The 12,356-nt window shown below is 67.5% G+C and carries 7 protein-coding genes and 1 pseudogene; 2 read left to right on the plus strand and 6 right to left on the minus strand.

Features of this window, described 5'->3' with window-relative positions; genetic code table 11:
* The 4 genes and pseudogenes from ASD38_RS17435 to ASD38_RS17445 all read right to left on the minus strand — a co-directional run bounded on the left by ASD38_RS17435 (nt 1) and on the right by ASD38_RS17445 (nt 5,014).
* On the minus strand, nt 1-1,803 hold the full coding sequence (locus tag ASD38_RS17435) for an IlvD/Edd family dehydratase (RefSeq protein ID WP_056461960.1): 1,803 nt from the start codon (nt 1,801-1,803) through the stop codon (nt 1-3).
* A gap of 4 nt (nt 1,804-1,807) precedes the next feature.
* Nucleotides 1,808-1,903: pseudogene (locus tag ASD38_RS25155) on the minus strand (hypothetical protein); the annotation flags it as partial.
* A 75-nt stretch (nt 1,904-1,978) separates the two neighbouring features.
* Nucleotides 1,979-3,877 carry an NPCBM/NEW2 domain-containing protein gene (locus tag ASD38_RS17440; RefSeq protein WP_056461963.1) on the minus strand — a complete coding sequence of 633 codons (1,899 nt, stop codon included), beginning with the start codon at nt 3,875-3,877 and terminating at the stop codon, nt 1,979-1,981.
* 33 nt (nt 3,878-3,910) lie between these two features.
* Nucleotides 3,911-5,014 (minus strand): alpha/beta hydrolase, encoded by a 1,104-nt coding sequence (locus ASD38_RS17445; protein WP_056461965.1) that lies wholly within the window; start codon nt 5,012-5,014, stop codon nt 3,911-3,913.
* A 254-nt stretch (nt 5,015-5,268) separates the two neighbouring features.
* Between ASD38_RS17445 and ASD38_RS17450 the strand changes: the two genes are divergently transcribed.
* On the plus strand, nt 5,269-7,341 hold the full coding sequence (locus tag ASD38_RS17450; RefSeq protein WP_056461967.1) for an alpha-L-arabinofuranosidase C-terminal domain-containing protein: 2,073 nt from the start codon (nt 5,269-5,271) through the stop codon (nt 7,339-7,341).
* A gap of 17 nt (nt 7,342-7,358) precedes the next feature.
* On the opposite strand, the gene ASD38_RS17455 is transcribed toward ASD38_RS17450, so the two are convergent.
* Nucleotides 7,359-8,309 carry a cupin-like domain-containing protein gene (locus tag ASD38_RS17455; RefSeq protein WP_235523872.1) on the minus strand — a complete coding sequence of 317 codons (951 nt, stop codon included), beginning with the start codon at nt 8,307-8,309 and terminating at the stop codon, nt 7,359-7,361.
* Nucleotides 8,310-8,389: 80 nt separating this feature from the next.
* The gene (locus ASD38_RS17460; RefSeq protein ID WP_056437270.1) at nt 8,390-9,067 is read right to left on the minus strand and encodes a SapC family protein; all 678 of its coding nucleotides are present in this window, start codon (nt 9,065-9,067) and stop codon (nt 8,390-8,392) included.
* 406 nt (nt 9,068-9,473) lie between these two features.
* Here ASD38_RS17460 and ASD38_RS17465 point away from each other — a divergent pair, with 406 nt between their 5' ends.
* The gene (locus tag ASD38_RS17465; protein WP_235523873.1) at nt 9,474-12,338 is read left to right on the plus strand and encodes a TonB-dependent receptor; all 2,865 of its coding nucleotides are present in this window, start codon (nt 9,474-9,476) and stop codon (nt 12,336-12,338) included.
* Nucleotides 12,339-12,356 lie beyond the last annotated feature (18 nt).

A 12,356-nucleotide genomic window follows, 5' to 3' on the forward strand; every position in this document is an offset into this window, starting at 1 on the left:
CTAATGGTTATCCCGGGGCAGGCCCTTGGTCTGGGCGATGCGCTGGTACTTGACCGCCGGCTCCAGCACCGCCCCGGTGTCCATCTGGCCGATGATGGCCCGCTGGATCTCCTGCCAGGGCGTCTGGCTTTGCGGATAGGCGTAGCCGCCGGCCGCCTCCAGCGCCTTGCGCCGTTCGACGATCTCCTCGGGGGTGACCAGCACGTCGACCCGCGACTTGCGCAGGTCGACCCGCACGCGGTCGCCGCTCCTGAGCAGGGCCAGGCCGCCGCCGGCCGCCGCCTCGGGCGAAGCGTTGAGGATCGAGGGCGAGCCGGAGGTGCCCGACTGGCGCCCGTCGCCCAGGCAGGGCAGCTGGTGGATCCCGCGCTTGATCAGGTAGTCGGGGGCCCGCATGTTGACCACCTCGGCCGCGCCCGGATAGCCGATCGGCCCGGCCCCGCGCATGAACAGCACGCTGCGCTCGGTGATGCCCACCGACGGATCGTCGATCCGGCGGTGGTAGTCCTCGGGGCCGTCGAACACCACGGCCTCGCCCTCGAAGGCGTCGGGGTCGTCGGGGTCGGACAGGTAGCGGTCGCGGAATTCGGCGGTGATCACGCTGGTCTTCATGATCGCCGAGTTGAACAGGTTGCCGCGCATGACCACGAAGCCGGCGCGCTGGACCAGCGGCTTGTCGAAGGGGCGGATCACCGCCTCGTCCTCGATCGCCGCGCCGCGGCAGGCCTGGCCGATCGTCTGGCCCGACACGGTCAGGGCGTCCTCGCGGATCAGCCCCTGGCCCATCAGCTGGTTGACCACGGCCGGCACGCCGCCGGCTCGGTAGTAGTCCTCGCCCAGATAGTCCCCGGCCGGCTGCAGGTTGACCAGCAGCGGCACCTGCTCGCCATAGGTCTGCCAGTCGTCGACCGAGAGCTCCACGCCCATGTGGCGGGCCAGGCCGTTCAGGTGGATCGGGGCGTTGGTCGAGCCGCCGATCGCCGAATTGACGACGACGGCGTTGAGGAACGCGTCGCGGGTCAGGATGTCGGACGGCTTGATGTCCTGCAGGGTCAGCTCGACGATCCGCAGGCCGGTCTCGTAGGCGTTCTGTTGTCGATCACGGTAAGGGGCCGGAATGGCCGCCGAGCCGGTCAGCGACATGCCCAGCGCCTCGGTCAGCGAGTTCATGGTCGTGGCCGTGCCCATGGTGTTGCAATAGCCGGTCGAGGGGGCCGAGCTGGCCACCAGCTTGATGAAGCCGGCCCGGTCGATCTCGCCGGCCGCCAGCATCTCGCGGGCCTTCCAGACGATGGTGCCCGAGCCGGTGCGCTCGCCCTTGTGCCAGCCGTTCAGCATCGGGCCGACCGACAGGGCGATGGCCGGGATGTTGACCGTGGCGGCGGCCATCAGGCAGGCCGGGGTGGTCTTGTCGCAGCCGATGGTCAGCACCACCCCGTCGATCGGATAGCCGTACAGGATCTCCACCAGGCCCAGGTAAGACAGGTTGCGGTCCAGCCCCGCGGTCGGRCGCTTGCCGGTCTCCTGGATCGGGTGGACCGGGAACTCCAGGGCGATGCCGCCGGCCGTGCGGATGCCTTCGCGCACCCGCTCGGCCAGGACCAGGTGGTGGCGGTTGCACGGCGACAGGTCGCTGCCGGTCTGGGCGATGCCGATGATCGGCTTGCCCGACTGCAGTTCGTCCAGCGACAGACCGAAGTTCAGATATCGCTCCAGATAGAGCGCCGTCATGTCCGCGTTGTCCGGATTGTCGAACCAGGCGCGCGAACGAAGGGCGCGGGGCGGAACGGCGGCAGAGCTCATGATNTCGCTCCAGATAGAGCGCCGTCATGTCCGCGTTGTCCGGATTGTCGAACCAGGCGCGCGAACGAAGGGCGCGGGGCGGAACGGCGGCAGAGCTCATGATCGTCAATCGTCCCATTTCATGCAGGTCTTCAATCGCACTTCAGTCTCCTCGCGGCTGGATCGCCGCCTCGCGCTAACGGTGCAGCGCCGCGTCGCCCCAGGTGACGGGGTCTGGATGGCGCGATGGCGACGGCGTCCGCACCACCAGCTCCAGCACCTTGACCCCGGAAACCTCGACGCCGAGATCCTGCGGCGGCTGGCCGAAGCTCAGCGGCCGCGACGTCGCCAGGAGCTTGCCGTCACCATAGACGAGGAAGGTCACGGGCTGGGCGCGTTCCTGCGCGGAATCATCGACGCCCACGCTGGCGGTGAAGCGGCGAAAGCCCGCGTTGCGTACTTCCAGGCGCGAGTTGGCCAGGACGCCGAGGCCCGTCTCGAACCGCCGCCCGGCGATCGCCAGTTCCTGGTCGTAGGGGGTGCGGTCGGCCTGGGCCCCGCCCCAGCCCCCGTAGCGCGGCGGTTCGCCAAAGCCGCGCGTGCCGCGCCAGGGCAGGATGGCGCGGTGGACCAGCGGGTCCGCCTGCGGGGTCACCACCCCGTCAACAGCCGGATTCACCGCTCCAGGCTGTTCGGAAAGAAAGACGCCGTCGCCGAGCTTGCGCGCCCCCCTGGCCCGGAACACCAGGGTCTGGCGCGGCGCCAATTGGAACTTCCGGTCGGCGCGCAAGCGGGTGGCCGCGCCGGTCCACAAGTCCGTGAGCTCGATATCGGCCGTGGCCAGGAACTTCAGGTGCTCGGCGGTCAGCACGGCCTCGGTGGGGGCGGCCGTGCGGTTGAGGATGGCCACGGCCTTGTCGCCGCCGGCCAGCGTCTTGACGAAGATGGAGACGTCGTCGGAATCGAAGGCCAGCACGGCCTGATTGCCCGCCGGATCCTGATTCAGCGCGATGATCTCGCGAGCGCCCAGGACCTCCAGCAGCGACGGCGCGGCCGTCCTGAGGTCGTAGCCGATGATCAGCGGCGCATTGACCATCGCCCAGAGCGCGAAATGCGAGCGAGCCTCGACAAGGTGCGCCGCGTCGAAGTCGCCCTTGCCGACATACAGCATGTCCGGATCGTTCCACGAGCCGGGATGGGCGTAGAGGGCGCGTCGGGAGACGCTGTCGAGGTTGTGCAGCATCCGGCTCCAGGTCGGGGAGATGTCCTCGCTGGTGCGCGACATGGCGCCGACATCCTTGCCCCAGGCGCGCACGTCGGCCGCGCCCCAAAGGCAGATCGAATAGACGAAGTCGCCGTCGGGGTTGCTGCGGTCCAGGGCGTCGCCCACGGCCTGGTAGAGCGACCGAACCGCCGGAACGTCCGTCCGTCCCAGGGAATCGACGTCGACCAGCGGCTCAAGCGCGCGATATTGCCCCGCCTTCACCCGGGCGTCCGTGGACGGCAGGCCCCGCACCCCGCACCCATCGACCTTGATCAGGTCGAAGCCCCACTCCTGGAAATAGAGGGCGATGTCCTGGTCGACGTGGCCGTAGAGCCCGACTTCGCGTTCGCCCACGTCGCCTTCGGGCTGGTTGGGAAAGGTCGATGTGAAGACCTGGCCGCAGCTGTTGCGGCCGATGTCGGAATAGATGCCGGCCTTCAGACCCATGGCGTGGAGCCGGTCGGTCAGCGGCCGAAAGCTGGTCCCGCCGTCCGGCGTCGCGGCCGACGGGAAACGGGCCGTACGGATGAGCATTCGGCCGTCGCCGGCGCGACGCTTGAGCCACCAGCCGTCATCGATGTTCACATAGCGATAGCCCTTGGCCGACAGGCCGGCCTCGACCAGGACCCGGGCCGAGGCCATCACCTTGTCTTCGTCGATGTCGCTGGTGAAGGCGTTCCAGCTGTTCCAGCCCATCGGCGGCGTCCGCGCCGCCGCGCGCTCGTAGGCGGTCCAGCGGCCGGTCGCCGCGAGCGGATCGGCGGCCCTCGCCATCGTAACGCCGGCGCTCGCGATAGCCAGGGCCGCGGCGGCGGCGCGGGCGAAGATCATGGGCGTCCTGGACAAGGGCTCGATCTCCGCACTCTAACGCGCCGTGAACGCCAGGTTCTTGCTGAAGAACGGCAGCACATGATCTTGAAACCGCCCCGCCACGTCGCTGGTGTGGTCGCCGGAATAGATCTCGAAGCTGTTGGCGACGCCGTAACGGTCCATGGATTCGTGCAGCTTGGCCGCGTCGACCTTCAGGCCGTCGCGATCGCCGACGTCCATGGCGATCGCCTTGTAGCGGCGCAGCTGCCCCACATACTGATCGAAGAAGGCCAAGGGCGCGTTGGCCGCCCACCTGGCCAGCACCTCGGGCTGGACCTGGCCGTTCTCCACGGGGAGGTCGAGATAGAGCGGCGGCCTGTTGGGGTTCGGCGACCAGGCCGCCGCCGTCGCCAGCTGGGCCCGCAGCCCCCAGGGCAGTTTCTGGGCGTCCTCCAGGGTCTTGACCTGGGCCAGGGCGGTCGCGGCCTCGGCGTTGAACTGGCCCGGGTCGCGCGGCGAGAGGCAGCAGGGGCTCATCATGTAGAGCGCGCCGAAAACGTCGGCATGGCGCATGCCGATGCGGCTGGCGCCATAGCCGCCCATCGAATGACCCACCAGGCCTCGGCTCTCGCGCCTGGGCAGGGTGCGATAGTGACCGTCGACGTAGCCGACCAGGTCCCTGGCGATGAAGCTCTCGAAATCGCCTGTCGTCTGGGAGCTGGAGTACATCGATCCATTGTGAACGGTCTTGCTGTCGGGCAGCACGACGATCATCTCGGCCGCGCCGCGCGCGAAGGCGCCCTCGATGGTCTGGGGAACGTGAATCTCGCCGATCCACTGTTCCGCGCCGATCGAATAACCGTGCAAGGCGTAGACGACCGGATAGCGCCGTTCAGGATGGCTTTTGTAGCCTGGCGGCAGGACCACGATCACGTCGCGGTCGGCGCTCTCGCCCTCCAGATTGCCCTCGATGGCGACGGAATGGACCTTGATCCGCTCGATCGTCACCGGCTTGGCGCCGGCGACCGGCGGCGGCGCGTTGGTCGACACTCGGGCCTCCGCCCTCATCGGAGCGGCCAGCCCGAGCACGACGATCGCCACCAAGCGAGCGCAGGACCGGAGGGCGCGGGCGCCGGCCCGAGTGTCGCGAGCGATCATTTCCGTCCTCCCTGTCGCGCGTCTTGACATGGCATGGCGCGACTTGTTAGCGCTACCATTTGTCGGACTTAATATGGCCGTGTCAAGGGAGGCTGGAGAGGGCTCCACAGGCTTTCCAAGGCCGACCCAAGACCAGGCCGGCGATACCGGTGTCTGCGCGGTCAGCTCTTCAATTTCCGCGAAAGACCAACAAGAGCGCGGCGGGCCTGCCTCGAGGGCGCCAGACAAACGACTGAGTCATTAGGGAGAATGTCATGCGGTATGGATGGATGCTGGCCGCCGGCTTGGGACTGACCATGGCCGCGGCGACGGGAGCCGACGCCGAGCCCGTCAAGGTGACGATCGACGCCGCGCGCCGCGCCGCCCCGGTCACCAAGTACGAGTACGGCATGTTCATCGAGCCCATCGGCGGGTTGGTGGCGCGCACCCTGTGGGCGGAAATGCTGGACGACCGCAAGTTCTACTACCCGGTCCTGCCGGCGTCCCAAGACGCGCCGCCGCCCCTGAACGCCGAGGGTCGCCCCGGGGTGAGCTATCGCAAGTGGCGCCCGGTCGGCGGCGACGACGCCGTGGTCATGGATTCCAAGGCCGCCTATGTCGGCGCCCAGAGCCCTCGCGTCGCCCTCGACGGGACGATCCGCAAGGGCCTTTCGCAATCGGGCATCGGACTGGCCAAGGGCAAGCGCTATGACGGCTATGTCTTGCTGTCGGGCGACGCCGGCGCCCAGGTCGAGGTCGCGCTGGTCTGGGGACCGGGCCCCGACGACCGCCAGACCGTCGCCCTTCCCTCCCCCGACGGTGGCTGGAGTCGCGCCCCGTTCAGCTTCACCCCGGCCGCCGACGCCGCCGATGCGCGCCTGGAGATCACCGGCCTGGGCTCGGGCTCGTTCCGTGTCGGCGCGGCGTCCTTAATGCCTTCCGACAATGTTCGCGGCTGGCGCGCCGACAGCACGGCGATCGCACGTTCGCTCAATTCGGGCATGTGGCGCCTGCCCGGCGGCAACTTCCTGTCCAATTGGGACTGGCACGGCGCGCTCGGCCCGCGAGACAAGCGCGCGCCGATGTTCGATCACGCCTGGAGCGCGATGCAGCCCAATGACATCGGCATGGACGAATGGATGGACCTGACCAAGATCCTCGGCGTCGAGCCCTATGTCACCGTCGACGCCGGACTCGGTGACGCCAATTCGGCGGCCGAAGAGGTCGAATATCTGAACGGGCCGGCGACCAGCGCTTGGGGCGCGCGCCGGGCGGCCAACGGTCACCCGCGGCCGTATGGCGTCAAGTTCTGGAACATCGGCAACGAGCCCTATGGCTGGTGGCAGATCGGCAAGACCTCGCTCGACTATTTCATGATCAAACACAACGCGTTCGCCGCGGCGATGCGCGCGGTCGATCCGACGATCACCCTGATCGGATCCGGCGCCATGCCCGACCAACTGCATCCGCGCGACACCAAGGAGAACGCCTCGCTCGAGAGCATCGCGCCGAAGTTCGGCACCGAAGAGGACTGGACCGGCGGTCTTCTGGCCAAGGCCTGGGGCAATTTCGACGGCATCTCCGAGCACTGGTACGACCGGCCCGAGAAGCGCCCCAACGCCCCAGCCGACGCCGAGTTGATGGAATATGTCCGCTCGCCCTCGAACCAGGTGCGGATGAAGGCCGAGGAGTGGAAGATCTACGAGCGGCGCTTCCCGGCCATCAAGGACAAGAAGATCTTCCTGTCGATCGACGAGTACGCCTATTTCGGCGAGGTCAATCTGAAGTCGGCCCTGGCCTACGCCGAGGTCCTGCAGGAGATGCTGCGCCACACCGACTTCCTGACCATGGCCGCCTTCACCACCGGCGCCTCGACCATGGACATCACCCCGACCGACGCGACGCTCAACTCCACCGGCGTGGTCTTCAAGTTCTACGGCGAGCACTTCGGCGCCGGCGTGACGCCGGTCGCTGTCCTGGGAGACTCCGAGCAGCCGGAACCGCGCTATCCGGTCGGCTATGATCATCCCAAGGTCAGGGCCGGCAGCCCCACCTATCCGCTGGACGTGATCGCGGGCCTCAGCCCCGACGGCAGGACCCTGCGGATCGGCGTGGTCAACGCCACCACCCGAACGCAGACGTTGAACCTGGACTTGAGGTCCCTGGCCTTGTCCGGCGCGGGCCGCCGCTGGGTTCTGACCGGCGCTTCGTTGGCGGCGACCAATAAGGTCGGCGCGCCGACCGGCGTGACCGTCGCGGACGGTTCGGTCGCCCGTGGCTCGCGCCTGACGGTTCCGCCCATCTCGGCGACCGTGTTCGCATTCCCGGTCTCGGCCGGCTCACGATAGGCGGGGCGGAGCCGCCCTCAGCCGCCCCGCAACATCCGCATGACGCTGGCGCGGACCTTCCCGTAGTTCCCCTCCGCCAAGGACCCAAGGATCCCATGGCGCGAGGGCGGGAGATGATCCAGCGGGTGACCGTTCGGGCGAAAGACGTAGTGGTCGAAGAACGCGCGCCAGGCGTGACGTTCGGCCGGCGGGCGCTCGGCGATCGCGATCATCGCCAGCATCATCGTGACGAACGGCGCGTCGGGACCGGCCGCGAACGCGTCCCACCAGTAGTTGACCAGCAGATTGCGGGAATCCAGCGCTTCGACCTGATGCCACCACAGCTTGGGCAGGTAGAGCGCGTCGCCCGGCGCCAGTTCGACCACGGCGGCCCGATCGCGCGCTGCTTCGAAACGCGGAAAGCGCGGGTCGCCCGGTTCGGCTCCAGCCGCGAGCGCCACCGGCTGCCCGGCCATGGTGTGGTCGATCGGCCCGACATAGAGGTCTCCGATCGCGTCCGGCGGATAGAGCGTGAAGCGTCGCCGGCCGGCGACAACGCAGGCCAGGTTGTCGTAGGTGTCGTAGTGGCAGGCCACGCGGCTGGCGTTGCCGAGCCAGACGCGAGGCCGCGCGGCGGACGGCAGGAAGGCGACCCGGTGGTCCTGGTCGAACCCCGGCAGATAGTCGTCGGTCGGCAGGGAGCCCATGTAGACGCTGGCGCGCCCAGGATCGGCGGCCGCCTGGTCGATCCGTTCCAGGGTCTGGCCCAGGGTCAAGGACTCGCGATCGAAATTGAACCCGCCCGGCCCCTCGCCGTAGTCATAGCGCCCGGCGATGGCCGGCGCGCCGATGAAGGCCTGCCCCGCCAGGCCGACGTCGAAGCCCTTGAGATACGCCGCCAAGTCCGGCCAGGACCTGGCGGCCGCCCGCGTCGACGGCCAATCGCGGCACAGTCCCCGCAGCACGACGGGGTCACAGGCCTGCGCCATGTCTGGTCCGAACCCGCCGGCGCCCTCCGCGTTCGCGGCGTCGATCTCGACGGCCTTTGCCCGCGGGGGCCGCCGCCCGCTCATGCCGCCAGTCGCTCGTTTCTTAGATTGGCCAGCACCGACACCTGCTTGAGCGACCCGGCCATCGCATAGGCGAGTTGTAGGTGGCCGCGCCGAAAGAGATCGACCACGGCGGCGTCGTTCAGTTCGCCGAGCGCGTCGAGGCTGACGGTGTAGAGACCGGCCAGACTCAGGGACCGGCCGTCGTCGAAGGACAGGTCGATATCGATCGGTTCGACCAGCCCCAGGGCGACGAGCGATTGGATGAAGGCGTCGGTCGCCGGCACGCCGACGTTCAATTGTCCGAGCACATGCTGGATGCGCCGCAGCGCCTGGCTGGGCAGTCCATCCTTCTCGAACAAGGCCGCCCCTCGCCCAGTGGAGAACCGCGGGTGGCCGGGATCGATGGCGACGCCGCCGGGCGCGAGGAAGTAGCCCTGCCGCTCGAGATCCAGCGGCAGGAACGCCCCGCGCCCGGACGCACCGCGCCTGAGCAGGTTCTCGCCCGGCTCGAAACCGAACATCGCGCCCGCGTAAAACTGCCCGGTTTCCGGGCTCTTTGTCAGGAAAATCGGACAGGTCGCGGCGGCTGTGGCGAACTCGGACGCCACGATCTGAACAAAATGCGCGCCGTCCACGGGAACCTCGGCCTGGTGCAAGCCAAGGTGACGCTCCGCGTTCAGCAGTTCCAGGTCCATGGTCGTTTCCTCGCTGACCGTCGCGAGATCGAGCCCGCGAGCGCCTAATGCCACAGATCGATAACCGCGATCGACGGGGCCGTCCACCAGCGTCAAGCCAAGCCAATTACACCGACAAATAGGTCTTGATACCGGTACCTGTTAGCGCTACCTTCAATACAACAAGAAAGATATTGCGCAGGGAGGTTGTGATGCAATCGTGCCGTAGGGACGACAGCTAGACCCCTTCTATTCCGAAAATTGAGACGTAACGGCCAGGAACATGCACCCGGCCGAGCGATAGCGCACGCGTTCACCCAGAGGAAACAGGAGGGGAAACATGATAAAAGCCCAGCTCACTAATCAGAGTAATTCGGGAGCGCGATCACGCGCTTCAAAGGCTGCCCTGGTCGGTGCGTCCAGTGTCATGGTCCTGGCGCTTTGCGGCGCGGCCAGCGCCGCCGAGCGCGAGGAGCCCATCATCACGGCGGCCGCCGTCGCCGCTCCGGCGGCCGAGCAGGCTTCGGCTCCGCGACCGAACAACGAGACCACCACCGTCGACGAGGTCATCGTCACGGGTCTGCGCGGCTCGCTGCAACGCAACCTCGACATCAAGCGAACCTCGGCCGGCGTGGTCGACGCCATCTCCGCGGAGGATATCGGCAAGTTCCCGGACTCGAACGTCGCCGCGTCGCTGCAGCGGCTGCCCGGGGTCTCCATCCAGCGCGCCGGCGCCCGCGGCGAGCCGCAAGGCATCACCGTCCGCGGCTTTGGCGGCGACTTCAACGAAACCCTCTACGACGGTCGTCGGATTTCCACGGCGACCGGCGGTCGCTCGGTCGACTTCAGCACCGTGGGCGCCGACTTCGTGGGCGGCCTGTCCGTGCTCAAGACGCCCGACGTGACGCTGTCGAGCAGCTCGATCGGCGCGACCGTCAATGTCGCCTTCCCCAAGCCGTTCGATCACCCGGGCCGCCGCATGGCGGTCACCGCCTCCGGCTCGCTGCAGGACGACGCCGGCAAGGTGGTTCCCACCGTCGGGGCGCTGTTCAGCGACACCTTCGCCGACAACAAGTTCGGCGTGCTGGCCGACGTGATGTACACGCGCCACGACACCCAGACCAACCGCGTCTACGTCAGCGGCTGGCCGGGCGGGCGCTACGCGCCCTGCCAACTGACCGCTGCATGCACGTCCGCCGAGCTGGCCAACAAGACCGTCGTCGGCTGGTTCGAGCAGCAGGCCGGCGCGAGCCAGATCTATACCAAGGACGAACGGCTTGACGGTCGCATCGCCTTGCAATGGAACCCGGCGGAAGGCGTCACGGTCACCCTGGACGACAACTATTCGCGCCAGAAGATCCGGGCCGACAATTTCGGTTACGGCATCTGGTTCAATCAGGGCGGCCTTCGGAACGTCAAGCTTGACCAGAACGGCACGACGGTCGACTTCACCCAGGCCGGATCGCAAACCGATTTCGTGGCCGGCACGGACCGCTCTGTCCTCGAGACCAACCAGACCGGCCTGAACCTCCAGTGGGACGTGTCGCAGAATCTGAGTTTCGAGGCCGACGCCAGCTACGCCAAGAGCCAGCTCAACCCAGATGGCCAGATCAGCAGCGACAACGGCGACGTGGGCTACGGCTTCGCGATCGGTCCGTCCCTGGGCATCAGGATCGACGGCGACAGCAAGGACACCTTGCCGGTGCTGCACGGCTTCGGGCCGAACGGCGACGCCGCGCGCTGGGCCGACACCTCGGTCATGGGCTCCCACGTCACCGTGCGCCAAGCGCAGGAGAACACCGACACGGTCAAGCAGGTGCGCGTCGCCGGGGCCTGGGAGCAGGAGGGCTTCCGCATCAAGGCCGGCGGCAGCTATCTGGAAGACCACTTCCAGTTCCAACAGAGCAACACCTTCGTCAACAACTACTGGCAGGCCTATCCGGGCTACGGCCCGCCGTCGGGCCCCAACGGCGGCGTGCTGGTGCCGGCGAACCTCTTCACCCAGCAGGTCAGCACCAACGGGTTCATCCCCGGCTTCTCCGGCGCCCTGCCGCCGACGTTGCTGAAGTACGACGCCCACGCCTACCAGGCGTTCCTGACCAGCCTTGGCAACCCGCAGACCCAGAACATTCCCGGGTTCAACTACGGCGGCGGCAACGTCGGCACCACGTTCACCGGGGCGTTCAACCTGGCGCTCGACAACGGCAGCATCCGCGACATCACCGAGAAGACCTGGGCGCTGTTCCTGAAAGCCAACTTCGACGTCGACGTGGCCGGCATGCCGTTCCACTTCAACGCCGGGGTGCGCGAGGAGAACACTCACGTCACGTCCGCCGGCTTTGGCCAAGTGCCAACCGCGATCACCCAAAGCGCCGGCGACCCGACCCTGCTGACCGTGACCCTGAGCGCGCCTCAGGCCGTGTCGACCAAGAGCAACTATTCTTACCTGCTCCCGAGCGTCGATATGAAACTGGAGCTGACCGACAGCATCCACATTCGCCTCGACGCCTCTCGGACCCTGACCCGTCCCAGCCTGAACCTTCTGACGCCGGTGGCCAGCGTCGGCACCGGCCAGCGCGTGGGCGCCCTCACCGCCAGCGGCGGCAGCCCGTCGCTCAAGCCGTATCTGGCCGACAACTTCGATGCGGCGGTCGAGTGGTACTACCGGCCCAACTCCTATGCGTCGGTCAATTTCTTCATCAAGGACGTGAGCAACTTCATCGTCGGCGGCACCCAGCGGCAGACGATCAACGGCGTGATCGATCCCACCACCGGCCAGCCGGCGATCTTCAGCGTCACCCAACAGGTGAACGGACCTGAAGCGACGGTGCGCGGGGTGGAAATCGCCTGGCAGCACGTGTTCGGCGAGAGCGGCTTCGGCTTCAACGCCAACGCCACCCTGGTCGACACCAACAAGCCCTACGATCGCACCGACATCTCCCAGAGCGGCTTTGCGATCACCGGCCTGGCCGACTCCGCCAACCTCGTGGCCTTCTATGACAAGAACGGTCTCGAGGCGCGGATCGCGGTCAACTACCGCAAGGAATACCTGCGCCAGTTCGGTCAGAACCAGAACACCGGCGCCTTCGGTTCGGAGCCGACCTTCGAAAATCCGAACCTGCAGATCGACTTTAGCACCAGCTACGCCCTGACCAAGCAGATCAACCTGTTCTTCGAGGCCCTGAATCTCACCAACGAGACCCAGAGCACGCACGGACGGTTCGACAACCAACTGCTTGACGTTTTCGCCTACGGTCGGCGCTACACGGCCGGGGCCCGCTTCCGCTTCTAGGTCCCTCCCCTCGACTGG

Origin of the sequence: Caulobacter sp. Root487D2Y (assembly GCF_001427165.1) — a bacterium.
Lineage (GTDB): Bacteria > Pseudomonadota > Alphaproteobacteria > Caulobacterales > Caulobacteraceae > Caulobacter.